The sequence below is a fragment of the Leisingera sp. NJS201 genome, from assembly GCF_004535885.1.
GTDB lineage: Bacteria > Pseudomonadota > Alphaproteobacteria > Rhodobacterales > Rhodobacteraceae > Leisingera.
This window is the reverse complement of sequence record NZ_CP038236.1, coordinates 36,864-62,564: the sequence shown is the minus strand read 5'-3', so window position 1 is coordinate 62,564 and position 25,701 is coordinate 36,864. Positions and strand designations below refer to the sequence as shown.

At 61.9% G+C, this 25,701-nt stretch carries 26 protein-coding genes and 1 pseudogene; 20 read left to right on the top strand and 7 right to left on the bottom strand.

What is annotated here, in order from left to right:
* Positions 1–514: 514 nt before the first annotated feature.
* On the bottom strand, positions 515–991 hold the full coding sequence (locus tag ETW23_RS22400) for a MarR family winged helix-turn-helix transcriptional regulator (protein ID WP_134831495.1): 477 nt from the start codon (positions 989–991) through the stop codon (positions 515–517).
* A gap of 198 nt (positions 992–1,189) precedes the next feature.
* Here ETW23_RS22400 and ectA point away from each other — a divergent pair, with 198 nt between their 5' ends.
* From ectA to ETW23_RS22375, 5 genes are all read left to right on the top strand, one after another.
* Entirely contained in the window at positions 1,190–1,738 is a 549-nt protein-coding gene (gene ectA, locus ETW23_RS22395) for a diaminobutyrate acetyltransferase (protein ID WP_247676902.1), read from the top strand.
* Between the two features lie 62 nt (positions 1,739–1,800).
* On the top strand, positions 1,801–3,090 hold the full coding sequence (gene ectB / locus ETW23_RS22390; protein WP_134831488.1) for a diaminobutyrate--2-oxoglutarate transaminase: 1,290 nt from the start codon (positions 1,801–1,803) through the stop codon (positions 3,088–3,090).
* A 3-nt stretch (positions 3,091–3,093) separates the two neighbouring features.
* Positions 3,094–3,486, top strand: a complete 393-nt coding sequence (locus ETW23_RS22385) for an ectoine synthase (protein ID WP_129373141.1) — start codon at positions 3,094–3,096, stop codon at positions 3,484–3,486.
* 31 nt (positions 3,487–3,517) lie between these two features.
* Entirely contained in the window at positions 3,518–4,954 is a 1,437-nt protein-coding gene (locus ETW23_RS22380; protein WP_134831487.1) for an aspartate kinase, read from the top strand.
* A gap of 63 nt (positions 4,955–5,017) precedes the next feature.
* On the top strand, positions 5,018–6,397 hold the full coding sequence (locus ETW23_RS22375) for a PLP-dependent aminotransferase family protein (RefSeq protein ID WP_134831486.1): 1,380 nt from the start codon (positions 5,018–5,020) through the stop codon (positions 6,395–6,397).
* Between the two features lie 63 nt (positions 6,398–6,460).
* On the opposite strand, the gene ETW23_RS22370 is transcribed toward ETW23_RS22375, so the two are convergent.
* Complete coding sequence (locus ETW23_RS22370) at positions 6,461–6,919, bottom strand: Lrp/AsnC family transcriptional regulator (RefSeq protein WP_129373138.1); 459 nt, start codon at positions 6,917–6,919, stop codon at positions 6,461–6,463.
* Between the two features lie 114 nt (positions 6,920–7,033).
* On the opposite strand from ETW23_RS22370, the gene ETW23_RS22365 reads away from it, so the two are divergent.
* Complete coding sequence (locus ETW23_RS22365; protein WP_129373137.1) at positions 7,034–8,236, top strand: methionine gamma-lyase; 1,203 nt, start codon at positions 7,034–7,036, stop codon at positions 8,234–8,236.
* A gap of 10 nt (positions 8,237–8,246) precedes the next feature.
* Complete coding sequence (locus ETW23_RS22360) at positions 8,247–10,634, top strand: transketolase (RefSeq protein WP_129373136.1); 2,388 nt, start codon at positions 8,247–8,249, stop codon at positions 10,632–10,634.
* Positions 10,635–10,673: 39 nt separating this feature from the next.
* On the opposite strand, the gene ETW23_RS22355 is transcribed toward ETW23_RS22360, so the two are convergent.
* Genes ETW23_RS22355 through ETW23_RS22340 form a run of 4 tightly spaced genes read right to left on the bottom strand, consistent with a single transcriptional unit; the run spans position 10,674 to position 14,262 of the window.
* Positions 10,674–11,432, bottom strand: a complete 759-nt coding sequence (locus tag ETW23_RS22355; RefSeq protein WP_134831485.1) for an ABC transporter ATP-binding protein — start codon at positions 11,430–11,432, stop codon at positions 10,674–10,676.
* Positions 11,429–12,373, bottom strand: coding sequence for an iron chelate uptake ABC transporter family permease subunit (locus tag ETW23_RS22350; RefSeq protein WP_134831484.1), 945 nt, complete (start codon positions 12,371–12,373; stop codon positions 11,429–11,431). The genes ETW23_RS22355 and ETW23_RS22350 overlap by 4 nt, the downstream gene beginning before the upstream one ends.
* Positions 12,366–13,298 carry an ABC transporter permease gene (locus ETW23_RS22345; protein ID WP_134831493.1) on the bottom strand — a complete coding sequence of 311 codons (933 nt, stop codon included), beginning with the start codon at positions 13,296–13,298 and terminating at the stop codon, positions 12,366–12,368. Before ETW23_RS22345 ends, ETW23_RS22350 begins: the two co-directional genes overlap by 8 nt.
* A 52-nt stretch (positions 13,299–13,350) precedes the next feature.
* A complete protein-coding gene (locus ETW23_RS22340) occupies positions 13,351–14,262 on the bottom strand; it encodes a siderophore ABC transporter substrate-binding protein (protein WP_134831483.1) in 912 nt (303 codons plus the stop codon).
* Between the two features lie 272 nt (positions 14,263–14,534).
* On the opposite strand from ETW23_RS22340, the gene ETW23_RS22335 reads away from it, so the two are divergent.
* The 4 genes and pseudogenes from ETW23_RS22335 to ETW23_RS26405 all read left to right on the top strand — a co-directional run bounded on the left by ETW23_RS22335 (position 14,535) and on the right by ETW23_RS26405 (position 18,455).
* Entirely contained in the window at positions 14,535–16,520 is a 1,986-nt protein-coding gene (locus ETW23_RS22335; protein WP_134831482.1) for a TonB-dependent siderophore receptor, read from the top strand.
* Between the two features lie 489 nt (positions 16,521–17,009).
* Positions 17,010–17,276 (top strand): annotated as a pseudogene (locus tag ETW23_RS26415) (IucA/IucC family protein); the annotation flags it as partial.
* Positions 17,277–17,385: 109 nt separating this feature from the next.
* The gene (locus tag ETW23_RS26410; protein WP_254695250.1) at positions 17,386–17,835 is read left to right on the top strand and encodes an IucA/IucC family protein; all 450 of its coding nucleotides are present in this window, start codon (positions 17,386–17,388) and stop codon (positions 17,833–17,835) included.
* Positions 17,784–18,455 (top strand): IucA/IucC family protein, encoded by a 672-nt coding sequence (locus tag ETW23_RS26405; RefSeq protein ID WP_247676904.1) that lies wholly within the window; start codon positions 17,784–17,786, stop codon positions 18,453–18,455. Before ETW23_RS26410 ends, ETW23_RS26405 begins: the two co-directional genes overlap by 52 nt.
* Here ETW23_RS26405 and ETW23_RS26400 read toward each other — a convergent pair.
* Entirely contained in the window at positions 18,446–18,736 is a 291-nt protein-coding gene (locus ETW23_RS26400) for a hypothetical protein (RefSeq protein WP_247676905.1), read from the bottom strand. The two genes, ETW23_RS26405 and ETW23_RS26400, sit on opposite strands and share 10 nt — an antisense overlap.
* Between ETW23_RS26400 and ETW23_RS26395 the strand changes: the two genes are divergently transcribed.
* From ETW23_RS26395 to ETW23_RS22290, 9 genes are all read left to right on the top strand, one after another.
* Complete coding sequence (locus ETW23_RS26395; RefSeq protein ID WP_247676906.1) at positions 18,704–19,210, top strand: ferric iron reductase; 507 nt, start codon at positions 18,704–18,706, stop codon at positions 19,208–19,210. The two genes, ETW23_RS26400 and ETW23_RS26395, sit on opposite strands and share 33 nt — an antisense overlap.
* Positions 19,211–19,282: 72 nt before the next feature.
* A complete protein-coding gene (locus ETW23_RS22320; protein ID WP_247676907.1) occupies positions 19,283–20,380 on the top strand; it encodes an AMP-binding protein in 1,098 nt (365 codons plus the stop codon).
* Positions 20,277–20,861, top strand: a complete 585-nt coding sequence (locus ETW23_RS25465) for a DUF6005 family protein (RefSeq protein ID WP_254695241.1) — start codon at positions 20,277–20,279, stop codon at positions 20,859–20,861. The genes ETW23_RS22320 and ETW23_RS25465 overlap by 104 nt, the downstream gene beginning before the upstream one ends.
* Positions 20,767–21,003, top strand: coding sequence for a DUF6005 family protein (locus ETW23_RS26390; protein ID WP_254695240.1), 237 nt, complete (start codon positions 20,767–20,769; stop codon positions 21,001–21,003). Before ETW23_RS25465 ends, ETW23_RS26390 begins: the two co-directional genes overlap by 95 nt.
* A 98-nt stretch (positions 21,004–21,101) precedes the next feature.
* On the top strand, positions 21,102–21,746 hold the full coding sequence (locus ETW23_RS26625; protein WP_368075908.1) for a DUF6005 family protein: 645 nt from the start codon (positions 21,102–21,104) through the stop codon (positions 21,744–21,746).
* A 256-nt stretch (positions 21,747–22,002) separates the two neighbouring features.
* Entirely contained in the window at positions 22,003–22,584 is a 582-nt protein-coding gene (locus ETW23_RS22305; protein WP_167738195.1) for a TetR/AcrR family transcriptional regulator, read from the top strand.
* Between the two features lie 132 nt (positions 22,585–22,716).
* Positions 22,717–23,610 (top strand): NAD(P)-dependent oxidoreductase, encoded by an 894-nt coding sequence (locus ETW23_RS22300; RefSeq protein WP_134831480.1) that lies wholly within the window; start codon positions 22,717–22,719, stop codon positions 23,608–23,610.
* Between the two features lie 63 nt (positions 23,611–23,673).
* A complete protein-coding gene (locus ETW23_RS22295; protein ID WP_134831479.1) occupies positions 23,674–24,423 on the top strand; it encodes an arylmalonate decarboxylase in 750 nt (249 codons plus the stop codon).
* 130 nt (positions 24,424–24,553) lie between these two features.
* A complete protein-coding gene (locus ETW23_RS22290) occupies positions 24,554–25,636 on the top strand; it encodes an AMP-binding protein (RefSeq protein WP_134831478.1) in 1,083 nt (360 codons plus the stop codon).
* The last annotated feature ends 65 nt before the right edge of the window (positions 25,637–25,701 follow it).

Genomic DNA, 25,701 nt, shown 5'->3' with positions numbered 1-25,701 from the left:
AATAAAACCAGGAACTCACACCGGGATAATCAACCCGCCACTGTGATGTGGAATTGAACCGCGTATCTCCATACCGGCCAGCGGCATCTGAAACGCCGCACAAACAGGCCTGACAGATGACCGCATCCGTTCACATTCCCAAAACGCTCAAAAAACAACTTGCATAAATAGGGGCATCCACAGATGTGAGTTCGCTGGATCTGTGTGCGCAACCCCTTCCAAACTATGAAGGCCGTCGTTCACAGTCGAGCGGGCGAAGTCTCTGGTGCTGCTGGCAGCGACAGGACCGGCAATGCACAGGAAGCGCCACTTTGCATAGTCCAGCCTGCTGTCTGGTAGCGGACATTGCCGCATCTTGGCGCGAAGGAGCAGCTTGTGTCCTCATCTGCAGCCCTCAAGCAAGCAAAGAGCGGGTGTTATTTACGCACTTAGCCTCGGCACTCCGGCGCCGCCGGGGCTGTCAGTATAACTTGCACATTCTGTCCGCTCTTTCAGCAGTTGCGGCAAGGCCGGCTCAGGAAGTCGTCAGGCTTTCCCCGGTATCCAAAACGGGTGCTGCATCAATGTCCTCCGCGTCCAGCATGGCGGCGACACGTTCCAGTGCCGCAATCAACCCTGCCTGCTCCCAATCTTCCATCGCTTCAAACTTGCGAACAAACCGTTGCTGCAGGGGGTCAGGCGCTTCGGCAATTGCCTGACGGCCTTTTGCAGTGACAGATATATCGGTTTGACGCCGGTCGGTCTGCGACTTTTCACGTACAGCCATCTCTTTGCGCACCAGCTTGTCGACAAGCGAAGTCACGGTTGCTTGGGAAATCCGCATCTGCTGCGAGATTGCCTTGGCCGTGCAATGCCCGCTGCCGGCAATAATTTGCAGCACCCGAAACTGCGGTGCAGTCAGTTCAACCGACCGGGCAAGCTCACGTCCGAACAGGTCGGTCGCGCGCAGAATCCGGCGCAGGGCTATCAAGCTGGCATCAATACGGTCCATCTTCAGTTTCTGGCAGAGCTTGGGGGGATAATCAAGAAGTGCGGTTTTATGGCTTTTTACTTTGAAAGATGAAGCATAAGTGATCCACTTGATAGGCGCTTTTTCGCGAATGCTGAGCAAAAAACGACACATTGACGCAATCAGCGACACTGTCTTGAAGCCATTGCAGGAGGGTGTTACTTAGTCAATCAAATTAAAATGGAGGCGCCGGGGCAGATGCGGCATGCGTTAGAGTTTTTCCGGAAAGCAGCACCTGCGCTGCGCGAGCCTGCAGCGGAAGATGGAGCCGGGATCTGGGAGCTGGTGCGCGCATGCAAGCCGCTCGACGAAAACTCCATGTACTGCAATCTGATCCAGTGCGACCACTTCAGCGAGACCTGCGTGGTTGCCGAGATTGAGGAAGAAATAGCTGGCTGGACTTCTGCCTACGTTCTGCCTGACGATCCGGAAACGCTGTTTGTCTGGCAGGTGGCAGTGTCGGAACACGCCCGCGGGACCGGGCTTGGCTCGCGGATGCTGAACGGCCTGCTGCTCCGCGAGGCCTGCAAAAACATCAAACGGCTGCAAACGACAATCACGCAAGAAAACAGAGCGTCCTGGGCATTGTTCCACAACTTCGCAGCCAACCGGAGCGCGCCGCTGAGGAGCCGGCCCCACTTTACGCAGGCCGGGCATTTCCGTGACCGCCAGAGTACCGAGCACATGGTCACGATCGATTTCTCCGAGGCGCCCGGCAGCACAGTTTGAGGGCGCTTTGATCCATGTGGCGCTTGCCCGTTTTGACCTGTCTAGTTCCAAGAGGACACAATATGCCGACTGATACGTCAGCCGAGATTTCCATTTTCAAGCGCCGCGAATCCGAAGCGCGCAGCTATTGCCGCGGCTTCGATGCGGTGTTCACCCATGCCAGCGGCTCTGAGCTGACTGACGACAAGGGGCGCCGGTACATCGACTTTCTTGCCGGCTGCTCGTCGCTCAACTACGGGCACAACGATCCGGACATGAAGGCGGCGCTGCTCGACCACATCTCGTCCGACGGGCTGGCGCACGGGCTGGATTTCCACACCAGCGCCAAGGCGGATTTCCTTGATGCCTTCGACCGGCACATCCTGCGGCCGCGCAACATGGACCACAAGGTGATGTTCACCGGCCCGACCGGCGCCAATGCGGTTGAGGCAGCGCTGAAACTGGCCCGCAAGGTGACCGGCCGCAACACTGTCATCGCCTTCACCAATGGCTTTCACGGCGTCACCCTGGGCGCCTTGGCGGCCACCGGCAACAGCTATCACCGCGGCGGCGCCGGCACCCCGCTGAACGGCGTCACCCGGATGCCCTATGACGGCTACTTTCCGGGCGGCGCTGATACCGCTGAATACCTTGAGACGATGCTGAACGACCGCTCCAGCGGCATCGACGCCCCTGCGGCTATCCTGCTGGAGACCGTGCAGGGCGAAGGCGGCCTGAATGCCGCGCGCCCCGAATGGGTGCAGCGCATCGCCGCGCTGGCCAGGGAGCACGGCGCGCTGCTGATCATCGACGACATCCAGGCCGGCTGCGGCCGTACCGGCGGCTTCTTTTCGTTTGAGGACATGGGGATCACACCGGACATTGTGACGCTGGCGAAATCGATCTCGGGATTTGGCCTGCCGATGGCGCTGATGCTGGTGCGCCCCGCACATGACATATTCGGCCCGGCCGAACACAACGGCACCTTCCGCGGCAACACTCATGCCTTTGTCACGGCCCGGGTTGCGATCCGGAAATTCTGGGGTGACGGCCGGTTCCAAAAGGATGCTGCCGCCAAAGCCCGGTTGTTGACTGCCGCCCTGGAAGAAATGGCCGAATTGCTGCCTGGCGCCTGTCTCAAGGGGCGCGGCATGATGCAGGGGCTGGATGTCGGCTCAGGCGAACTGGCCGCCAGCATCTGCGCCCATGCCTTTGAAAACGGGCTGATTATCGAAACCTCGGGCAACAAAGACCAGGTGGTCAAGGTGCTGGCCCCCCTGACCACATCTGAGGATACCCTGATGAAGGGTCTGAACATCCTGCGCGGCGCGATCCGCGGCGTAACGGACTCAAGCAAATTTGCAGCGGAGTAAGACATGATAGTTCGCGACTACAACGACATTGTCAAAAGTGACCGCAGCCGCGTTGTATCGGACGCAAAGTGGTCTTCGGTCCGGATGCTGCTGGAGCAGGACGGGATGGGGTTTTCGTTCCACATCACCTTTCTTGAGGCCGGTTCGGAACACACGTTCGAATACAAGAACCACTTCGAGAGCGTTTATTGCATGCAAGGCACAGGCTCGATCACCGATCTGGCCACCGGCGAAACCCACCTGATCCGGCCCGGCGTCATGTACGCGCTGGACAAACATGACCGCCACACCCTGCGCGCTGAGGAAGAGCTTGTCATGGCCTGTGTGTTTAACCCGCCGGTGACCGGCAGCGAAACCCACCGCGAAGATGGCTCCTACGCGCTGGAAACCACCTGAAGAGGCCCCGGCGCCAGCCGGGGGATAGACAGTGAATTTTCCCGAACATACCGTCGAGAAAATCGGCGGCACGTCGATGTCCCGCATCCGGGAGTTGCGCGACACTTTGATCATTGCTGACCGTCGCGGTGGCGCGCTCTATCACCGGATTTTTGTTGTCTCCGCATTTGGCGGAATCACCAACCTGTTGCTGGAGCATAAGAAATCCGGTGAACCTGGCGTCTATGCCCTGTTTGCCAACGACGACAACGATCATGGCTGGCTTGATGCGCTGAGCCGCGTGGGGGAAGCGATGGCCGGTGTCCACAACGGCGTGTTGGACAACCCGGCCGACCGGGCGCTGGCGGAGGATTTCGTGCGCGACCGCATCGAAGGGGCCCGCAGCTGCCTGTTCGACCTGCAGCGCCTGTGCTCCTACGGCCATTTCCGCCTGTCGAGCCAGATGATGCTGGTGCGCGAGCTGCTGTCCGGGCTGGGCGAGGCGCATTCCGCCTTTGTGACAACGCTGATGCTGCAGCGCGCTGGTGTGAATGCCCGGTTTATTGACCTCAGCGGCTGGCGCGATGACAGGGAATGCTCGCTTGAGGAACGGATCAGCGGCGGCCTTGGCACTCTTGACCTGGCATCGGAACTGCCTGTCGTCACCGGCTACGCGCAGTGCCGCGAGGGGCTGATGCGCGAATATGACCGCGGGTATTCCGAAGTCACATTTTCCACCATCGCGGCACTCACCCAGGCGAAAGAGGCGATCATCCACAAGGAGTTCCACCTGTCATCCGCAGATCCGGCGCTGGTGGGCACAAAAGCCGTGCGCAAACTGGGGCACACGAATTACGATGTCGCCGACCAGCTGTCGAATATGGGGATGGAGGCCATTCACCCGAATGCTGCCAAGATCCTGCGCCAGTCAAAAGTGGCTCTGCGCATCACCAATGCCTTTGAGCCTTCCGATCCCGGCACCCTCATCGACGGCCAGCCTTCCAAAACCGCAGCCGTTGAAATCGTGACCAGCCTTGATGTGGTTGCGCTGGAACTGTTCGAGCAGGATATGGTCGGCGTCAAAGGCTATGATGCCACTGTATTAGAGGCCCTGCGCCGCCACAACGTCCGGATCGTCTCCAAAAGCTCGAACGCCAATACCATCACCCACTATGTCGAGGCATCGCTGAAGACAGTGCGCCGTGTGGTGAATGACCTTGAGCGCGCGTATCCGTCCGCCCAGGTCAGCACACGGGCGTTGTCCATCGTTTCGGCCATTGGACGCGACCTGTCCGGGGTGCAAGTGCTTCGCCGCGGGCTTGCAGCCTTTGACCAAGCGGGTGTCGGGGTGATCGCTGCGCATCAGACACCGCGCAATGTCGATGTTCAATTTGCGGTGCCACGGACATCAGCGGAAACTGCGGTCACGGTTTTGCACAGGGCTCTTATTGCGGGAACCGGCCAGGCTGCAAAAGTAAAAGCGGCGTGACCAGGCAGCCGGGCCTGTGGCACCCCGTTGCTTCGACCCTGCGGCCAGGATTGAGGAACGGCAATGTGGTATCCTGATCCCGAAACGCTTCATTCCCCTTTGCATGCCAGCCTGGCAGTTGCGATTGAGCAGGCCATACTGACAGACAAGCTCCCCGCCGGATCCCGGCTGCCGCCGCACCGCAAAATGGCAGACCGGCTTGGTTTGAGCGTTCACACCGTAAGCAAAGCCTACGATAGCTTGCGCAAGCAGAACCTGATTGACGCACAGGTTGGCCGGGGCAGCTATGTCAGCGGTCCCGAGCCAAACGCGGCTCCGCCAAGAACCGCTCTTGAAGAAGGGTTTGACTTCTCCACCTCCCGCCCCATCCGCAACCAAGAGCACAGCAGGCGGTTTCAGCTGTCATTGCAGAGGCTTACGGCAGAACTGAACCCCTCGGCCCTGCAGGATTGCGGTTTCAGCTCCGGGCATGATGGCCGCCGCGCGGCAGGGGCAAAGTGGCTGGCAGCCTGCGGTCTTGCTGCCGCTCCGGAACAGATTCTGGTGACAAACGGCGGCAGCCACGGAATGTCTGTTGCGCTGTCCGCACTGGCCCGTCCTGGCGACACCGTTTTGTCAGACAGCATCACCCATAATCTGCTCGTTTCCGGTTGTTCCTATTTGGGGTTGAAACTTTCGGGACTGAAAACGGACTCATCTGGCATTTTGCCGGATGCATTGGAGGAAGCCTGCCGGACGTCCGGCGCTAAAGTCCTGTGTTTGCTGCCATCATTGGCAAACCCGGTGCCGGTTATGATGCCCGAAGACCGGCGCAGGGAGCTGTCCCGGATTGCCGATGACCATGGTCTCTACATCATTGAAGATGATCCGCTTGGCCCTGTAGCAGAGGATCGCCCGCCGCCGGTGGCAGCGCTGGTGCCGGAACGTTCCGTCTATATGTCTGCCCTCAGCACATGCCTGATAACCGGGCTGCAGGCCGGATACATGGCTGCGCCAAGCCATTTGCTCCCTTCCCTGACGGGCCGCCTGCTGAATTTCGGGGGGGCGGGCACGCCCTTAATGCAGGAACTGGCCGGCTGCTGGGTATCGGACGGCACAGCGCTGGAGATTGCAGACTGGCAAAGGAAAGCATTGAAAAGCCGCTACCGCACGGTTTGCGGGGTATTAAATGGAATACCCTGGACAGGGCACCCTGCAGCACTGCATCTGTGGTTGCCGCTGCCTGACGGGTGGAGCTCCGTCGATTTTTCGCAATATGCGCGCCAGATGCACATAGCCGTTACGCCTGACGCGCCTTTTCTGCCCCCGGATACACGCTCACCGGGCGCAGTGCGGATTTCGCTGGGCGCGGTTCAGGATGAGACCCGTTTCAGCAAAGGCCTGGGGCTGATAGCAGCCCTTTTGAAGCTGAACCCGCACAGCTTGCCGCAGCTTGCGTTTTAGCGGTTGCCCCTAGGGCCAGGGCCCGTTGCTTTGCGCTTGGCGGCGGGAGTAAAAGGCCCGGGTTCATTCAGACAGGGGAAAGACAGCGGTGCGTTTTACGGTGCCGTAGACAAAACTGGTGTCGATCGATGCAATGCCGCCGATCGGGTGAATGCGGTGGCGGATGAAATTTTCATAGGCTTCCAGATCAGGCACCAGTACCCGCAATTGGTAGTCCATTGCGCCAGTCAGCACGTGGCACTCCAGCACCTCCTCGATCATCTGCATCCGCCGTTCGAAATTCTGGACGTCGGTTTCGTTATGCCGTTCCAGGCGGATGCGGACAAAGACGGTGATCGCCAGCCCGCAGGCGGCGGCATCCGCATCGGCGCTGTAACCGCGGATAATCCCCTTGGCTTCAAGGTTCCGGACCCGCCGCAGGCACGGCGACGGGGACAGGCTGACCGCGTCGGCAAGCTCCTGGTTGGTCATCCGCCCGTCCTGCTGCAGGGCGCGGATGATTTGTCTGTCTTTGTTGTCCATGCGGATCCCGGATTGGCAGTATCTGCCAATATTTATATCCTATGAGGCATAGTTCGCAATCAAATGCTGTGCATTTGGGTTCATTATGGCCGAAATCAGATTGAGGAGACAGCCATGACCGGTCCCAACGGCTTTGCCACCCGCGCCATCCACCACGCCTATGATCCGCAGGACCACGAAGGCGCTTTGACGCCGCCGCTGCACCTGACATCGACCTTTGCGTTTGAGACTGCCGAGGCCGGCGGCGAGATGTTTGCGGGGGAGCGCGCGGGCCATATTTACAGCCGCATCTCAAACCCGACCTGCGATCTGCTGGAACAGCGCATCGCCACGCTGGAGGGCGCAGAAGCCGGCCTGGCGCTGGCCAGCGGCATGGGGGCGGTGACCGCTGTGCTGTGGACGCTGCTGTCGCCGGGGGACGAAGTCATCGTCGACAAGACGCTTTATGGCTGCACCTTTGCCTTCATGCGCCACGGGCTGGCGAAATGGGGCGTCACCATCACCCATGTCGACATGAGCGACCTGGACAACCTGCGCAAAGCGGTCTCCGGCAAGACGCGGGTGGTCTACTTTGAGACGCCGGCCAACCCCAACATGCGGCTGGTGGATATCGAAGGCGCGGCCGAGATCGCCCATGCCTCTGGCGCCCAGCTGGTGGTCGACAACACCTATTCCACCCCGTATCTGACCCGCCCGATTGAACTGGGCGCCGATATTGTGCTGCATTCCGCCACCAAATACCTTGGCGGCCATGGCGATGTGGTGGCCGGGCTGGTTGCGGGCCGTGCCGAGCAGATCGCCGAAATCCGTCTGGTCGGCATGAAAGACATGACCGGAGCGGTGATGGCGCCGTTCAATGCCATGCTGATCCTGCGCGGTCTGAAGACGCTGAACCTGCGGATGGACCGCCACTGCGCCTCGGCCAGGGTGGTGGCAGACTTCCTCGCCGCCCATCCTGCGGTCCGCACAATGCACTTCCCAGGCCTCAAAAGCTTCCCGCAGCATGACGTGGCGGAACGCCAGATGGACCAGCCCGGCGCGATGATCGCGTTCGAGGTCGAGGGCGGGCTGGCCGGCGGCATCGCGCTGATGAACGGTCTGCAGATGATCCAGCGCGCGGTGTCTCTGGGTGATGCCGAGACCCTGATCCAGCACCCCGCCTCGATGACCCATTCGACCTATACGCCGGAAGAGCGCGCCGAACATGGCATCAGCGACGGGCTGATCCGCCTGTCCGTCGGCCTGGAGGAGGTCGAGGACATTCTGGCGGATCTGGAGCAGGCCCTGCCCGCCCCGGTGCAGCACGCCGCCGAATAAGGAGACAGCCATGCGCCCGGACCTGACCCATCTGAAGACCGTTGAGCAGCGGCTGTTGTGGCTGTCGCACTGGATGATCCACAACGCCAACCACATCCGCCCCAATCCGGACGGGATCAAGGTGGGCGGGCATCAGGCCTCCTCTGCCTCGATGGTGTCGATCATGACGGCGCTGTACTTCTCGGCGCTGCGGCCCGAGGACCGGGTGGCGGTGAAACCGCATGCCTCGCCCGTCTTCCACGCGATGCAATACCTGATGGGCAACCAAACCCGCGAAAAGATGGAGAATTTCCGCGGCTTTGGCGGGGTGCAAAGCTATCCCAGCCGCACCAAGGACATTGACGATGTGGATTTCTCCACCGGCTCGGTCGGGCTGGGTGTCGGCATCACCGCGCTGGCGTCCCTGGTGCAGGATTTCATCGCCGCCAAGGACTGGGGGACGGGAACCAGACTGGGGCGCATGGTGGCCCTGGTCGGTGATGCCGAACTGGATGAGGGCAACATCTACGAGGTACTGCAAGAGGGCTGGAAGAACGGCCTGCGCAACACCTGGTGGATCATCGACTACAACCGCCAGTCGCTGGATGGGATTGTGCGCGAAGGGCTGTTTGAGCGCATCGAGAAGATCTTTGATGCCTTTGGCTGGGATGTGGTGCGGGTGAAATACGGGGCGCTGCAGCGTGCGGCATTTGAAGAGCCGGGCGGGGAAGCCTTGCGCGCCTGGATCGATGCCTGCCCGAACCAGGAATATTCGGCGCTGACCTACATGGGCGGTGCGGTCTGGCGCCAGCGGCTGCTGGATGACTTGGGCGATCAGGGCGCGGTCACAGCGCTGATAGACCACCGCAATGATGCGGAGCTGGCGGCGCTGATGGAAAATCTCGGCGGCAACTGTGTGGAGACCATGGCGGATGCGTTTGCTGCCATCGGCCACGACCGCCCGGTCTGCTTCCTGGCCTATACGGTCAAGGGCTGGGGCACGCCGATTGCCGGCCACAAGGATAACCACGGCGGGCTGATGACCAAGGCCCAGATGGCGGATTGGCAATCACATATGGGGGTGCCCAAAGGCCAGGAATGGGATCCTTTTGCCACCGTTGCGGATGTGCCGGCGCTGCAGGCCTTCCTGGGCCAGGTGCCGTTTTTTGCCCAGGGCCCGCGCCGGTATGCCGAGGCGCCGCTGGCGGTGCCATCCGTGGCGTTGGATACATCCCGTGAAATCTCGACCCAGATGGCCTTTGGCAAAATCATGGATGCGCTGGCGCGCGGTGACAGCGAACTGGCGGCACGGATCCTGACCACCTCGCCGGATGTGACCGGCACCACCGGGCTGGGGCCATGGGTGAACCGGCGCAAACTGTTTGCCCGCGAGGCGCAGGCGGATGCGTTCATCGAACACCGCATTCCCTCCACCGCCAAGTGGAACTTTGCCCCCGAGGGCCAGCATCTGGAGCTGGGCATTGCCGAGATGAACCTGTTCCTGCTGCTGGGGGCAGCGGGGCTGGCGCACAGCCTGTGGGGCAAGCGGGTGATCCCGGTCGGCACGGTCTATGATCCCTTTGTCTGCCGCGGTCTCGATGCGCTGAACTATGCCTGTTACCAGGACGCGCGGTTCATGATTGCAGGCACCCCTTCCGGTGTGACACTGGCGCCCGAGGGCGGCGCGCATCAATCCATCAGCACCCCGCTGATCGGGATGAGCCAGGACGGGCTGGCGGCCTTTGAACCTGCCTTTGCCGATGAACTGGCGGTAATCATGGAATGGGCCTTTGGCTATTTGCAGAGGGATGGCAACGGCGACCCGGATGAGCGCACTTGGCTCAGGGATGAGACCGGCGGATCGGTCTATCTGCGGCTCAGCACAAAACCGCTGGAGCAGCCGGGCAAACGCGCCGATGAGGATTTCCGCCAAGGCGCCATCGACGGTGCCTACTGGCTGCGCAAGCCCGGCCCCAATTGTTCAGTTGTGATCGCCTATCAGGGCGCGGTCGCAGACGAGGCGATTGCCGCCGCCGGCATGATCGGTGGCGTGCGGCGGGATATCGGCGTGCTGGCTGTCACCTCGGCGGACCGTTTGAATGCAGGCTGGACCGCCGCCCAGCGGGAGCGCGCCCGCGGCAATCCGATCGCTTTGGCGCATATCGAACAGCTGCTGCGGGATCTGCCTGCGCATTGCACCTTGGTCACCGTGATCGACGGCCATCCCGCAACCCTCGCCTGGCTTGGCGCCGTTGCCGGGCACAGGACGATCCCGCATGGGGTGGAACATTTTGGCCAGACTGGAACAATCGGCGATCTCGCCCGCCATTTCCGGATCGACCGGCAGGCAATCGTTAATTCCATTGAAGGTCTGACGGCAGGCCGCAATGCCGCGCTGATGCCGGTCAATCCCGGCTGAACCCGTCCAACCGGCCCGCCGCATTGCCTGCATCCGCCGCTAGCGGTGGTATTGCGCAAACGGCAGGCCGCCGATCCGGGTCAGGGCCACCGGCGTCTGATACAGTGCCGTCAGGCTGGCGGCACTGGCGGCCTCATCCACCGGGCCTTGAAAAGCGATCCGCCCGTCTTTCAGCGCCACCACGTGATCGGACCAGCTGATGGCATAATTGAGGTCATGCACGACGATCACAATGCCCTTGCCGCGCTGTTCGGCCAGGCGGCGCAGCTGCGACATCAGGTTGCGGGCGTGGTGCAGGTCCAGATTGTTCAATGGCTCGTCCAGCAGCAGCCAGTCGGTGTCCTGGGCATAGGCCATGGCAATAAAGGCGCGCTGGCGCTGGCCGCCTGACAGCTCATCCAGGAACCGCTGCTGCAAGGTGGCAAGGCCGAACAGCTCAATCGCATCCCCGATGGCGGCCTGGTCCGCTGCCGTCAGCCGCCCCTGGCTGTGCGGCCAGCGGCCAAAGCCGATCAGGTCTTTGACCCGGATCCGGCTGGCTACGGTCAGGTTCTGGGCAACAACCGCCATCTTGCGGGCCAGCTGGCCCGGGGCGATCCGGGCCGTGTCCGTACCGTCCAGGCTGATGCAGCCGCGGCTGGGGGCCAGCTGCTGCGCGATCAGGTTCAACAGGGTCGATTTGCCTGCACCATTGGGGCCGATCAGGGCGGTGACCCGGCCTGCGGGGATTTCTGCATCAATCCCGTCAATTATGGGCTTTGCGCCGTGGCCATAGCTGAGGCCCTTTATTGTGATCACCGGATTTTCCCCTTTGCCAGCAGGAACATAAACAACAGGCCACCGCAAAATTCGATGACAACGGCCAGGGTGGATTGCAGCATCAGGATGCGTTCAAACACGGTCTGGCCAGCCACCAGAACAAGCGCGGAAATCAGCGCCGCGGCCGGCAGCAGCAGCGCATGGCGGTGGCTCTGCATCAGGCTGTGCGCCAGGCTGGTCACCAGCAGCCCCAAAAAGGCAATCGGCCCCGCCAGCGCCGTCGACACCGAAACAAGCAAGGCAATGATGCACAGCACTTTCAACTGCAGACGGTCATGACCCACGCCCAGGCTGCGTGCCGTGTCCCGGCCCAGGGCGGCCACATCCAGAACCGCGTGATTGCGCCAAATCCACACAAAGGCCAGCATCATCAGCCCCAGGGCCACCCCCAGCGCCTCGTGGTCGAAACTGCCGAACTGCGCGAACATCCTGGCCTGCACGATTGAAAATTCGGACGGATCCATCAGCCGCTGAACAAAGGCGGTGATTGTCCGGAACATCAGCCCCAGAACCACGCCGGTCAGCACCATCAGCTGGATGTCATGGCGTGTTCGGCGCAGCACGCTGGTGAACAACAGCAGCGCCGCGCCCATCATGACCGCGGCATCCAGCAGGAATCCGGCAAGGGCCGGGATCTGGCTGCTGCCGGCAATCCCCAAACCTGCAACCAGCCCGGTCTGCAGCAGCAGGAACAACGCATCGAACCCCATGAAGGCGGGCGTCAGAATGCGGTTGTGGCTGATCGTCTGCAACAGCACCGTTGCCACCCCGACCGCGGCTCCGACCGACAGCAGGCCCGCCAGTTTGACCAGCCGCAGCTCCAGGATATAGGCCACCGGCCCGCGCAAGCCCCAGAACAGAAACAGCGCCGCCGCCGCCGCCAGCAAGCAGCCAAGGCCCAGGATCCGCCGGTCAGCCATGCGCCCGCCGCCCCAGAAGCATATACAGAAACACCGCAGCGCCGAAGATGCCGAAAACGGTGCCGGCGGGGATCTCATACGGGTAACGCAGCAGCCGCCCCAGGATATCGCACAGCAGCAGCAGCCCGGCCCCGGTGCCGGCAACCACCGGCAGGCTGGCGCGCAGGTTGTCACCCATGATCCGAGAAACCAGATTGGGCACCACCAGCCCGATGAAGGGCAGCATCCCGACGGTCACAATCACCAGCGCCGACACCAGCGAAACGGTAACAATGCCGAAACCCAGCACCTGCCCGTAGCGCAGCCCAAGGTTCAGGCTGACATTCCGGCCCAGCCCCGCGATGGTGAACTGATCGGCAGCAAGATAGGACAGCATCGCCAGCCCGCCCGCCAGCCACAGCAGCTCATACCGCCCTGCCAGAACGCCGGAAAACTCGCCGCTCATCCAGACGCCAAGATATTGCAGCAGGTCGGTTTGAAATGCGATGAAGGTTGCGCAGGCCGTCAGCACCCCGCCGTAAACCAGCCCGGCCAGCGGGATCAGCAATGGCCGCTCCGGCGGGATGCGGCGGGCCAGCAGGATGAACAGGGCAGTGCCCGCCAGTGCGGAAGCCGAGGCTGCCAGCATTTTGCCGAACAAGGGCATCGAGGGCGTCAGCAGCGTCACCGCCAGCAGTCCCAGCATGGCGGCTTCATTGGTGCCAGTGGTGCCGGGCTCGACGAATTTATTGCGCACCAGCAGTTGCATGATGACACCCGCCACCGCCATCGACGCACCGGTCAGCAGCACCGCAACGGTGCGGGGAATGCGGCTGACCGCCAGCAGCTGCAACGCCTGCGGATCGCTCAGCAACGCTGCCGGGCTCAGCCGGTTGACGCCCACAAACAGGCTGGCCGCAGCGAGCATGCCCAACAGCATGCCCATCAGAACCAGAGTATTCCGGCCCTCCGCGACGCGACTGTTCAGAGCAGCAGGATCAGCCACCCGCCGCAAACCCGGCCAGAATTTCGTCCAGCGCCGCCGTCATCGACTGGATGCCGCCGCCTGCAATATAGACATTGGCCGCATTCAGATAGACCACCTGCTGCCGGCGCCAGGCCGTGGTGCCCGCCACCAGCGCATTGTCCAAGGTGACCGCCGCCGCCTGATTGCCCTGGCCAATCGCTGCGGCACGGTCGATGACAATCAGCCAGTCCGGGTTGGCCGCGGCGATGAACTCAAACGAAACCGCCTCGCCGTGGGTCTGTGCTGCGACGCTTTCGACCGCCTCCGGCAGTTTCAGCGCGGTATGCAGCCAGCCGAACCGCGACCCTGCGCCGTAGACGGATACTTTGGGGCCGTTGGTCATCAGGATCATCGCCGTGCCGCGGCCGGCAACGGCAGCGCGGGTGTGCTCCAGTTTGGCGGTGAAGGCCGCTTCCAGATCCGCCGCCCGCGCCTCCTGCCCGGTCAGGCGGCCATAGCTGCGCAGCCGCGCCAGCGATTGGGCAACGTGGTCTTCGCCCCATATCGTCATGTCGATGGCCGGGGCGATCCCGGCCAGCGCCGCAACCTGCGCCGAGGACCGCCCGCCCGCTACGATCAAATCAGGCGCCAGCATTGCAATGGCTTCAAAATCCGGTTCAAACAGGGTGCCTACTGGCACGGCCTTGTCCTGCAGATCCTGCAAGTAGCTGACATACAGTTTGGACGGGACACCGGCGATTGGTACCTGCAGGGCCTCCAATGTGTCCGCGGCTGCGGCATCCAGCACGACGATTTTCTGTGGAATTTCAGCCAGTTCGACCGCTCCGCGCGCGGTGTCGATGGCAATGCTTTGCGCCTGCGCCGCGCCGGCCAGGGCAACCGCAATGGATGCAGCCAGCTGCAAGATCTTCCGATGGGCCATTTTCTATCCTGTTAAGATGGAATTTGGCTGGCGGGATTGGCTTGCTCAAAATCGAGAGCGGCTTACCGGCCTGCGGTGAAAAAGTCCAGCCGCGCTGCTGTTGTGCCTGCCGCAGGCTCCAGGCTGCGCAAAAATGCAACATCAGCATATTAACGGAAAATCGCCCGGACAGGGGCTTGCAGCCGCAGGAATTGGTCCCTATCAGGCCCAAGCCTTTGCAAGGCCAGCCAGGATTTAACCCAAGCTAACAGCTCTTAGAACACGGGTTTATCATGGCACGAACTTCCAACATCCGCCTGTCAGGGCTGCTGTGCAGCACCGCTCTGGCTCTCATCTCCGCCCCAGCCGCCTTTGCCGAGGAAGACGAAGTGCTGTCGCTGGACCCGATCATCGTCAAACAGCGCGATCCCGCAGGCAACGCCGCTGATCGCGCAACATCAATCTATGTGGCCGACGCCGAGATTGAACGCGCTGCGATGGGCGATCTCAAGGACCTGTTTGCGGGCATCGCCTCGGTCTCGGTCGGCGGCGGCATTCCGATTGCGCAGAAAATCTTTGTCAACGGCGTCGACATGCTGAACCTTGCGGTGCAGGTGGACGGTGTCAGTCAGAACAACCGCACCTTCCACCACGTCAGCGCCAATGCATTCGATCCCGGCCTGATGAAATCGGTGCGCGTCGATCCCGGCGTTGCCCCTGCTGACGCAGGTCCCCGCGCGCTGGCGGGCCGGGTAGTTATGGAAACCATCGACGCCGAAGACATTATCGAAGACGGCGAAACCTCCGGCGGCCGGTCCCGCCTGTCCTATTCCAGCAACGGCAGCACCGCCCAGGGTTCGCTGACGCTGGCAGGCCGCAGCGGCGGTTTTGAAATCCTCGGCTACGCCAAACGCGCCACCGGCGACAATTACGAGGACGGTGACGGCAACGAGGTGACAGGTTCTGCTGCAAACCTGACTGCGGGCCTGTTGAAATTCGCCTATGAGGGTGATCAGGGCGACCGGATTGAGCTATCGCTGCAAGAGGCGCAGGATAACGAAATCCGCAACTTCCAGCCCAATTTCGGTTCCAGCACCCGCGGCTTCGCCCCCTATTTCACCAAACGCCGGATTGCCTCGCTGCGCTATGAAAGCGGTAATGAAACCGGCCTCTGGGACCCGTCTGCGACCTTTGGTTTTTCTGAAATCAACGTTGACCGCCCGTCGGACCCGTTCGGCGATTCAACATCCACCAGTTCCAGCACCTACGCGCTGACGCTGAAAAACGATTTCCACCTGTCGGACAGCAACACCATCACCGCCGGCGTGGATTATCAGGTCCGCGAAAGCACGGTGAACGCGACCTGGGTCAACGGGCTGACCGGCGAGGAAAGCAAGAACCTGGGCGTCTTTGCTCAGGCCCGGCTTGAACCCACCGATCGCCTCAGCGTCTCTGCCGGCCTGCGCTATGACTGGCAGGACTTCACCGGCCAGGACTTTGCCCAGACCGGCACCGCCTTCACCGGCTCAACGTCAGGCGCAAGCGGAAACCTGTCGCTGGTCTATGACCTGACCGATGCATTGTCGCTGCGGGCCGGTTACTCCAACGTCTTCGGCGGCTACGACCTCGAGGACAACTTCCTGTTCTACCAGGCCTGGGATTATTCTGCCCTGCAGTCCTCCCGCGCGAAAAACATCATCGTCGGCGCCGACTGGCAGCGCGGCAATTGGACCCTGGGCGGCGAGCTGTTCAAGACCAGCATCGGCAATCTCCGCGGTGTTACCCGGACCGGTGCTGTCATCGGCAACGACTTTGAAAGCAAAGGCTTCAATCTGGCCGCCACCTATGGCTGGGACAGCGGCTTTGCCCGCTTCACCATGAACAGCAGCGACATCGAATTCAACGATCAGCCGGCCGAGAGCTTCTTTGTCGTCGATTCGGGCACCCCGATCGGCAAGGTGCTGGCGTTTGAGGTGCAGCAGGAAATTCCAACCATGAACCTGCTGGTCGGCGGCAGCGTCGAGGCTGCCCTGTCAAACGACAATGGCGTCTATGAAACCTACACCCAAAAGCAGGAAAGCTATCAGGTTCTGAACCTCTTTGCTGAATACAGCCCGCCGTCGCTTGGCAACGTCACCATCCGGGCGGCCATCGACAACGTATTCGACACGCAATACGCCGACCGGGCCACCTATGGCACCGAATACACCGCCGCGTCGATCACTTCGATCAAGGAACCGGGCCGCAATATCTCGGTTGTTGCCACCCTTAAATTCTAAGCAACCGCGGGGGCGCCTGCCTTGGCGCCCCCATTTCGGATTTCCGTCATGCGGGATCTTCTGCCGGGTACCGTAAGCCCTTTGTATTTTTGGAAAATACCCGCTTCCCCGTCCACCGGAATCTGACTAATGAGAGCGGTGTGAATTCAACGTCACAACAGGTGCCCTGCCTTTTGCCGGGGCCGCTCAGCAGTCAGCCATCCCGCCAGTTCATGTCGAAACAGACCCGGTTGACCTGAATGCCCGGCCCCCGTCAGGCGTCAGCCCGCCGAGGCACGGCTACGGGAAAAACCCTGGACCATGCGACCTGCCTCTACTCTTGTCCCGCCTCTGCGGAGCGGCCTGCGATGAGCTTCCGGAAAGCACTCCAGCCCGGCCTCAGCGCCCAGGCGGCACCTCAGATCGCGTCCCAGGCTGCATCATTTCGGGGCGGCGCAGATCCGCTTTGCAGGCATCTCCGCCTGGCAAGCGGCCTCGCCGGTGCTGGTGATGACACTGATAGCGCAGGAATGCTGTGCACATCTGGACGCCCGCGATCCCGGCAAGCTGCCAGAGTTCCTGCGCGGCGTCTTGAACAGCAACGCTGAAATCGAAAAGATCCTGCGCCGCAAGGCCGGCACGCCCGACCCGGACAGCTTTCTGGCGGCAGAGCAGGCGCTTTCCTACGGCCACTGGCTGCACCCCACTCCCAAAAGCCGCGACGGTCTGATCAACTGGCAGCAGGCGGCATACACTCCCGAATACGCAGGCCGGTTCCCGCTCGCCTTCTTTGCTGCGGACAAAAGCATCGTCTCGCAAGGGTCTGCACACGGGTCTGCCGCGGAGTTGACCGGTCAGATTCCCGGCACACCCGCTGCAGGCGCAGATGCTGCGGCTGGATCCGGCGGTGCAGGCGCTGCTCGCCTCGGGCAAACTGCGCGACCTGGGCGCGGCGGGGGGCGATTTTTACGCCACCTCTTCGGTGCGCACGGCTTATGCTCCGGATTGCCCCTGGATGCTGAACTTCTCGATCCCGGTGCGGCTGACCAACTCGCTGCGCGTCACCCTGCGCAGCGAGTTGGAGGTGGGTGTGTCCATGGCCCGGTTGCAGAGGCTGGAATTCACCAAACTCAGCCCGCGCTTCCGGATCATCGACGACCCGGCCTATCTCACCCTGGACCTGCCGGGCCGCCGAGATGCAGATCCACCGCGACGAGACCGTCAGCTGGTGCCTGCGCCAAACCCATTTCCGCGCCCGCGGCCACCGCGGCGCCTTTGGCCGCGATGGAAATCCTGCGCGCCGACCTTAGCCACACCGAACACCTCAGCGATCTGACCGCCCGGCAGACGCCGGCAGCGGCGCGGCGGCACGGGCTGAGCATCTCTGCACTGGAAACCGCCCTGCACGAGGGCCACCCCTACCACCCCTGTTACAAGGCCCGCAGCGGGTTTTCGGACGCCGACCATCTCGCCTACGGGCCTGAGGGCGGCCAGCCCTTCCGGCCGGAAGGGCTCTTGATCCACCACACGCTGATACAGCAATCCCTGCCGCACGAGGGCTTCTGGGAACAGGAGCTGGGCACCGCTGAATGGCAGCACATCACCGCACTGGCGAAACAGCACAACGCACCGCCCGGCAATTACAACCTGCTGCCCCTGCATCCCTGGCAACATGTCAAACTGCAAGGCGACCCGCTTTTCAACACATGGCGCGACGCGGGCCAACTGGCAGAGATCGGCCCCATCGGCGCGCATTACCGTGCCACCCAGTTGGTCCGCACCCTGATGAACGCCGATGACCCCGCCCGCGCCCATGTGAAAACCGCGATGATGATGCGCAACACCTCCGCGCTGCGCACCCTGGCGCCGGAACCCGTCACTGTCGCCCCGGCGATCTCCCACTGGCTGGCGGATGTGCTGGACAGCGACCGCCTGTTCACCAGCCGCTACCGCTGATCCTCCTGCCCGAATACGCCGCCATCACCGTCGGCCGCGGCACCGCGCTGGACGGGCATCTGGCCGCGATCTGGCGCTGCAGCCCGCAGTCCCTCAGCCTGGCCCCGGACAGTATGATGCCGGTGAATGGCCTCGCGCTGAACGAACCCGACGGTACGCCCCTGATTGCCCCTTGGATCGAACAGCACGGACTGGACGCCTAGCTGGATCGGCTGGTCGAGGTTGCGGTGCTGCCAATCCGGCACCTCATGGCCGCGCACGGCATCGGGCTGGAGGCGCATGGCCAGAACCTGATCCTGCAGCATGATAACGGCTGGCCCACCGGCCTGATTGCGCGCGATTTCCACGAAAGCCTGGAATACGTGCTGGAGCTGCTGTCGCGCCCGGATCTCTGCCCGGACCATTCGCGTATAGATCCAGTCTACAAGGACGCGCCGCCGGACAAGTTTCACCGCATGTCCCGGCCAAAGGAACTGCGCTGGCTGGTGATGGACACGCTGTTTGTTTTCGACCTCTCCGGCCTCTCCGACCTGCTGCAGCGCCGCTACGGCCTGGCAGAGACCGCTTTCTGGCGCCGGGTCCGCACCCGGCTGGACCGCTATGCGTCCGAGCACGGGATGCAGGAGAGGCAGGCCGCCTTCGCGCCCTTCGCCCCGCAAATCCGCGCCGAAAGCCTGATTTCCGACAAGTTAGAGCCTGACAGGCCGCAGCACGGCCACCTGATCGCCAACGCTTTGGCAACCGACAAAGGATGACTGACATGTTTGTTCTGAACGACACCCCCATCGATCCCTCGGACCTCGCCGCGCGGCGGCGTGCTGGTGCAGATGAGCTCCGGAACCACAGGTGCGGCCAAGGTGATCACCCGCACATGGGATGAGATTGCGGCTGAGGTCGAAAGCTACGCCGCCTTTTTCACCGCCAGTGCCGCGATGACGCCGGTGATTGCCTGCCCCGTCACCCATTCCTACGGGCTGATTGCCGGCGTCTTTGTGGCGCTGCACCGCGGCTATGTGCCGGTGGTGCTCGACAGCCTGAACCCGAAATACATCCTGCGCCGCCTGCGCGAGACGGATCATCCGCTGCTCTACACGTCGCCGGCAATGCTGCACACGCTGGCGCGCCTCCTGCCCGACGGCCAGCGCCTCCATGCCGCCAACACCTCGGGCACCGTACTGCCAGAGACCTGGTTCCAGCTGATCCGCGGCCGGACCACCTATTTGTTCCAGCAGTACGGCTGTTCCGAGGCCGGCTGCGTTGCCATCAACCAGGATTTGCAAAACCCCTATGACGTCGGCCGCCCGCTGCCGCACGTCACCCTGACCGCAGGCCAAAACGGCACCCCGGATGCAGTGCATATCAACGTTGCCGAACGCGAAATCGACACCGGCGACCTCGGCCACCTGAATGATACCGGCATGCTGGTGTTTACCGCCCGCGCCGATGACATGATCAACGTCGCGGGCCTCAACGTCTATCCGCAGGACGTGGAACGGGCGGTGATGGCGCTGCATGGCATCAGTGGTGCCGTCGCCTTCCGCATCTCCGATCCGCATTCCGGCGCCCGCGCCGGGCTGCTCTATTCAGGCACCGAAACCGAAGAAACCATCCGCCAGGCCTGCCGCGCGGCACTTGCCGGCTACCAGCAGCCCACCTTGATCAAACAGCTGCCCGCCCCTCCCTGCCCCGCCAGGCGAACGGCAAGATCAGCCGCCGCGAAATCTCGGCCCGATACACACAAAAGGCGGTTCCCGCATGACCTACGACACCATACTAGAGGCCATGCGCCAGACACTGGCCGGGCCGCTCGCCAACCCGCATATGCAGAACTTCTCCGCGCAGGCGGTGCTGAACGACGACCTGCACATCGACTCGGTGATCCTGATCAACCTGATGCTGCATCTGGAAACGGACCACGGCATTGAGATGCCCGAACGCGAGCTGTCCAAAGACGATTTCGCCACCGTCGGCGGGCTGATCCGCATGCTGCTGGGCGAGACCCCCAAGCTGCAAGCGGACACCGACCCCAGTGAAATCACCGTGCATTGCTTTGTCAGCTGCCTTTGCGCCGCGATCCGCCGTCACGAGCACTTGAATTTCCGCCCGTTCTATTTCGGCACCTGGGACAGCAGCTTTGCCGTCACCCCCGCGATGCAGCTCGCCTACCACAGCGAGGAGATCACCCAGGATCTGTACGCGGGCTGGGTCGAACGGCTCTACAATATCCCGGTGCGCGAATGGTACGACCACAGCCTGACAAAGGAGCAGAACCTGATCCGCTTCGAACAGCTCTTGTCGACCAAATCAGACGATGAGCAGCTGGTGGTTTTCCTCGACATGTTCCACCTGCGCGGAGCGCGAGAACAAGTACAACCAGAACCCCTTCCCGCACTACGTCATCATTGAGCTGACAAACGATCCGGACCTCTGGCACCTCTATGGCCCGAACTACCGATGGCGCGGCGACCTGCCGCGCGAAACCATCCTGAACGCGATGGCGCAGCCCACCGTCGCGGGCGGCTACACCCTGCACCGCGGCCATGCGTAGGCGCCGCAGCCCGCCGATTTGGCCGCCTATTTCGCCGAGACCTTCCGCGCGGATGACAACCTGCTGACCTCCGCCCTGCGGCAGATTTTCGACTACCACTGCGACCCCGCCCGCTGGCGCTGGCGGACCTGGGCCGCGCGGTGCGGAAAATGCCGGTGCTCTCTTTGCGCAAATACGCCTATGAGCTCGCCTTTGCCTTCTTTTGGCAGGAGCTGGACACCGCGTTTGAACTCTTCGACGCCGAATGCGACCGGGTTGAGGCCCTGTGCGAGGGCTTCCGCAGCCTGCACTTTCTGGCCGCCCGCATCGCCCATACCAGCGACCGCGCACTGATCCCCGGCCAGCATTCAGCCGCAGGAGGAACCGGCATGAAGATCTCGCTTTGCACCATCTCGTTCCGCCATCAGCTGATCGGTCTCAAGGACATCGCCTACTGGGCCCGCGACAACGGTTTTAAGGGCATCGAACTATGGGCCATTCACGCGCGTAACCAATCACCGCTGGCCATTCACAATGCCCAGTGGATGGCGGCGCAGGGGCTGTCGGTGCCGCTGTTCGAAGGCGCATATGATTACAGCGAATTTCTGGCCGCTCTGGCACAGGAACCCGGCTGCGAAGCCTCGCTGGAATGGTTCGGAGATACGGTTTTTCAGACCCTGCAAAGCGATATCGCGCAAGTTAGGGCCAGAACCCGCACAGAAATCCCCGAAGCCGCCGGGGCGACCGGCGCATTGGTGATGTAATGCGGCCCAGAATGTCGCGGCGCCGGTCCCGGCCTTCAGATCAACCAGGGGTCTGCTCCGGTAAGGGGCCGAATAGTACGATAGGATCCAATTTTTCATGAGTGATAACCGAAGCAAGTTGCAGCCAGCCACATATCGTTTGGCTGCTGCATCGCGGCTTTCCCCGGCTACGCGCGATCACCTGCACAACAATGTTGCATGGATCTCTCTTCTGGCATAGTTCTGAAACATTCGGTACAGAATGGTTGAGAGCACTATGAGGCCAAGAGAATTTGATGAAGGCGCGGTGATTGACGCAGTCATGCGCACATTCTGGCACAATGGCTATGCTGCGACCTCCATGAATGATCTGGTAGAAGCAACCGGCCTGTCCCGCAGCACGATATACAATTCCTTTGGGGGCAAGAAAACGCTTTTTGCGCTTGCCCTTAAAGAATACCGGAGGGTCACCACCGAGAATGTCGCGCTGATCTCCCGGCCTGGTGATGTAAGAAGCAACCTCCGGGCACTGTTGCTGTCCATCGTTGACAACGAGCTGAGCGACCATGAGGGTTTTGGCTGTTTTGCCGCCAACAGCAGCCTGGAGGTTTCCGGCCGGGATCCGGAACTCAGCGCGCTGGTCGCGCAGCATTTCGAGCGGCTGGAGAGCGGATTGCTGCGCCTGCTAAAGCGCGGCCAAAAGGCCGGAGAAATTTCGCCTGATCAGGATTGCCAAATGCTGTCCCGGTACTTTGTTGCTGTAATACAAGGCATTAGAGTTGTCAGCAAAGGGCTCCCAGCGGCCTGCCGCCAGCCCTATTTGCACAGTATCGTCGAAGCCTCCATCGAAACGGTGTAACATTAGCATGAAGTTCTCCTATTGGTTGTTGACTGTTATGGAATGATTGTTCCATAAGCGGTTTTAAATGCGACCACCCCGGTGGGGCCAACACCACAGCGGTCGCTGGAACCCAAGAAACAGAGGTTAAACATGACAACGGACGCAATTTCGCCGCCACCCCGTTCCGCCCTGTGCGTGGCAGTTCTGGGAACCGGGCTGATGGGGGCCCCGATGGCACGCAATATCGCTGCGGCTGGCTGCCAGGTCAGTGTATGGAACCGCTCCGCTGGTAAAGCTTTAGCCTTGGCGGCGCCTAATATCACAGTAGCTGCGGATCCCGCTGAGGCGATTCAGAACGCCAGAGTCATTGTGACCATGCTGAAAGACGCAAGGGCCATCGCAGAAGTCATGTCGGCGCTGCCGGACGCTGAGGCCATGCCGGAGACATCTGTCTGCTGGCTGCAGATGAGCACAGTCGGGCCGGCCGACATGTCCGGGCTGCAGACGCTGGCGGACAGCAAGGGGCTCACCCTGATCGATGCACCAGTGCTTGGAACCCGCCAGCCCGCAGAGGCCGGGCAGCTTCTAGTGCTGGCTGCCGGTCCGGACAGCACTAAGGAAACTGTGCAGCCGGTACTGGATGCTGTTGGTAAAGCCACCCGCTGGCTGGACACCGCCCCTGGAATGGCAACCCGGCTGAAGCTGGCGTTGAACAGCTGGGTTTTCGCACTGACCCATGGAGCGGCAGAGAGCCTGGCCCTGGCTCGCGGCCTGGGACTGGATCCGGAACTGGTGGCGGACACTCTGCGTGGCGGGCCACTGGATGCCCCCTTTTTCCAAATGAAAGCCCAGGCCATGGCATCGGGAGATTTCACTCCGGCTTTCACCATAGACAACGCCGTCAAGGACAGTGGGCTGATCCTTGACGCCGCTCGGGAGGCAGGCGTGCGGGCGGATTTGGCCGAGGCAGGCCTGAACCGCTACCGGCGGGTGCAGGCGCAAGGCCGGGGCGATGCCGATATGGCAGCCTCGATCCTTGCCTGAAGTCCGCAGCGGCGGCCATTGGGCCGCTGCTCTCAAGAATTTATATATTTACAGGATCTGACTATGAGCAATTTTCTCGGCAAGCGGCTGCGTATTGGCGTTGCCATCCCGTCAACCAACACCTCAGCGCAGCCTGAAATGGAGGACATGCGCCCCTTTGGCGTCACCAATCACATCGGCAGGATGCTCATTGATGACGATTCCCTGACCCATACGGATGGTTTTAACCGGGTGATTGAAAACATCCGCAGCTCCACCCCGGACGCCATCCGCAGCCTGCGCCATTGCGGCACCGGGGCGATCATTGCTGCGGTATCGCCAGATGGCTATTGGGAAGGCCACGCTGCGCATGAGGCATTGCATGGCCGTCTCGCGGAAGCAGCAGGTGGTGTAAAGATCATTATGAGTGCAGATGCAATCCTGGCAGCGTTGAAGGCACTTGGCGGAATCCGGCGAATTGGCCTTATTTCGCCCTATCTGGAATTGGGCGATGAACCGGTTTCGCGGTTCTTCACCGACAGCGGGATCGAGGTTGCGGCCACGCATGGGCTTGGTGGGCGGACGCCGTCAAATATCTCGGACGTTTCCCCGGCAAACCTGCGTGACGCGGTGCTGGACGTTGACGGACCGGATGTGGAAGCCATTGTCCAAGTGGGAACCAATGTTCCCATGGCGGATTTTGCCGCTGCCGCGGAAACCTGGATTGGAAAACCGGTGCTGTCGAATAATGCGGTTCTTTACTGGCACGCTTTGCGCAGCTGCGGCGTGACCGACCCGATCTCCGGCCGAGGTTATCTCTACGAAAACCACTGACTCGTTCCGTAGCAGGCGTACCTGCTGCTGGCATCTAATCCGAATAGCAGCATTCTCACTGCCGGCCTGCCTCGGCGGTGAGTGGCCACCAGTTTTGTAACGAACATTCCAATACTTGACAGGACATACCATGAGCACCCCCAACTCGCTCCTCTCCAGACCCGTTACCGCCCGCCCGCAGCAGACCGATATCACCCGTGCGCTGCTGCGCACTGCGTCGGAACGCACCTCACTGATTGATATGCTGATGCTGCAGGTGCGCTGCCGCGGTGAAGAAATCGCGGTTTGCGATGATACCAGCGCACTGCGCTATAGCGATCTGGCTGAATATGCTGCCCGCCTGGCCGCCCGACTTAAACGCACAGGTGTCGGCGCGGGAAGCCGGGTGGGGCTGTTCGCGGACTCCTCGGCCGAGATGATGGCCGGCCTCTGGGGTATTCTGTTCTCAGGCGGCGCCTATCTGCCACTGGGCACTGATTACCCGGTGGACCGGCTGAGCTATATGATCCGCGATGCGGGTATTGACGTGATTGTCACCCAGGCCAAGCTGCGCGGCCGCCTGGCCGAGATGATCCTGCCGGGAGTTACCGTGATCACCTTGGATGCGCTGGATGCGGTCCCTGGCCGGGAAGACAGCGATTGTTTGTGCGGCCCTGCGCTGCTGGCGGATGATCTGGCCTATATGATCTACACCTCCGGCACCACCGGTGCCCCTAAGGGTGTTGGCATTTCCCATGCGGCGATCCTCAACCAGCTGTCCTGGCTGCAGACTGAGCAGAAGCTGCGTGTAGGCGAAGTCATCCTGCAGAAAACCCCCGTCAGCTTTGACGCTGCCCAGTGGGAGCTGTTGGCAGTCTGCTGCGGCGTTCAGGTGGTGATGGGCCGCCCCGGCGTTTACCGCGACCCGGAAGCGCTGATTGAGCAGGTCAAACAGCATGGGGTTACTATGCTGCAGGGGGTTCCGACCTTGCTGCAGGCATTGGTTGACCTGCCGGAATTCGAAACTTGCACCAGCCTGACCAGCCTGTTCAGCGGCGGTGAAGCCTTGACCCGCAAACTGGCCGCCCGGATCTTTGAGTCCCGCCCCGGCTGCCGTCTGGTGAATCTTTACGGCCTTCTCACCATGGCTCTGCTTGGTTCCGGGTTTCTTTCTCATCTCCACTCTTTGGCGGTTACGATGAGCCAAAAACCTTCTCTTATCAAATCGACCTAAACTGTCCCATTGGTGCTGACGTCAGACAACCCGGTGGCTTTACAAGCTGCTGACCATGGGCAGCG

What these genes read in the sequence shown, in the direction of transcription:
- ETW23_RS25465 (WP_254695241.1), top strand. Translation starts at nt 20,277, where the DNA reads ATGCAGAACTTCTCCGCGCAGGCGGTGCTGAACGACGACCTGCACATC.
- ETW23_RS22370 (WP_129373138.1), bottom strand. Translation starts at nt 6,919, where the DNA reads ATGGACAACAAAGACAGACAAATCATCCGCGCCCTGCAGCAGGACGGG.
- ETW23_RS22335 (WP_134831482.1), top strand. Translation starts at nt 14,535, where the DNA reads ATGGCACGAACTTCCAACATCCGCCTGTCAGGGCTGCTGTGCAGCACC.
- ETW23_RS22365 (WP_129373137.1), top strand. Translation starts at nt 7,034, where the DNA reads ATGACCGGTCCCAACGGCTTTGCCACCCGCGCCATCCACCACGCCTAT.
- ETW23_RS22360 (WP_129373136.1), top strand. Translation starts at nt 8,247, where the DNA reads ATGCGCCCGGACCTGACCCATCTGAAGACCGTTGAGCAGCGGCTGTTG.
- ETW23_RS22305 (WP_167738195.1), top strand. Translation starts at nt 22,003, where the DNA reads ATGAGGCCAAGAGAATTTGATGAAGGCGCGGTGATTGACGCAGTCATG.
- ETW23_RS22340 (WP_134831483.1), bottom strand. Translation starts at nt 14,262, where the DNA reads ATGGCCCATCGGAAGATCTTGCAGCTGGCTGCATCCATTGCGGTTGCC.
- ETW23_RS22300 (WP_134831480.1), top strand. Translation starts at nt 22,717, where the DNA reads ATGACAACGGACGCAATTTCGCCGCCACCCCGTTCCGCCCTGTGCGTG.
- ETW23_RS22290 (WP_134831478.1), top strand. Translation starts at nt 24,554, where the DNA reads ATGAGCACCCCCAACTCGCTCCTCTCCAGACCCGTTACCGCCCGCCCG.
- ETW23_RS22320 (WP_247676907.1), top strand. Translation starts at nt 19,283, where the DNA reads ATGAGCTCCGGAACCACAGGTGCGGCCAAGGTGATCACCCGCACATGG.
- ETW23_RS22385 (WP_129373141.1), top strand. Translation starts at nt 3,094, where the DNA reads ATGATAGTTCGCGACTACAACGACATTGTCAAAAGTGACCGCAGCCGC.
- ETW23_RS26400 (WP_247676905.1), bottom strand. Translation starts at nt 18,736, where the DNA reads ATGCGCCTCCAGCCCGATGCCGTGCGCGGCCATGAGGTGCCGGATTGG.
- ETW23_RS26395 (WP_247676906.1), top strand. Translation starts at nt 18,704, where the DNA reads ATGGCCGCGCACGGCATCGGGCTGGAGGCGCATGGCCAGAACCTGATC.
- ETW23_RS26390 (WP_254695240.1), top strand. Translation starts at nt 20,767, where the DNA reads ATGAGCAGCTGGTGGTTTTCCTCGACATGTTCCACCTGCGCGGAGCGC.
- ETW23_RS22375 (WP_134831486.1), top strand. Translation starts at nt 5,018, where the DNA reads ATGTGGTATCCTGATCCCGAAACGCTTCATTCCCCTTTGCATGCCAGC.
- ETW23_RS22350 (WP_134831484.1), bottom strand. Translation starts at nt 12,373, where the DNA reads ATGGCTGACCGGCGGATCCTGGGCCTTGGCTGCTTGCTGGCGGCGGCG.
- ectA (WP_247676902.1), top strand. Translation starts at nt 1,190, where the DNA reads ATGGAGGCGCCGGGGCAGATGCGGCATGCGTTAGAGTTTTTCCGGAAA.
- ETW23_RS26405 (WP_247676904.1), top strand. Translation starts at nt 17,784, where the DNA reads ATGGAAATCCTGCGCGCCGACCTTAGCCACACCGAACACCTCAGCGAT.
- ETW23_RS22345 (WP_134831493.1), bottom strand. Translation starts at nt 13,298, where the DNA reads ATGGGCATGCTGTTGGGCATGCTCGCTGCGGCCAGCCTGTTTGTGGGC.
- ETW23_RS22400 (WP_134831495.1), bottom strand. Translation starts at nt 991, where the DNA reads ATGGACCGTATTGATGCCAGCTTGATAGCCCTGCGCCGGATTCTGCGC.
- ETW23_RS22295 (WP_134831479.1), top strand. Translation starts at nt 23,674, where the DNA reads ATGAGCAATTTTCTCGGCAAGCGGCTGCGTATTGGCGTTGCCATCCCG.
- ETW23_RS26410 (WP_254695250.1), top strand. Translation starts at nt 17,386, where the DNA reads ATGCTGCGGCTGGATCCGGCGGTGCAGGCGCTGCTCGCCTCGGGCAAA.
- ectB (WP_134831488.1), top strand. Translation starts at nt 1,801, where the DNA reads ATGCCGACTGATACGTCAGCCGAGATTTCCATTTTCAAGCGCCGCGAA.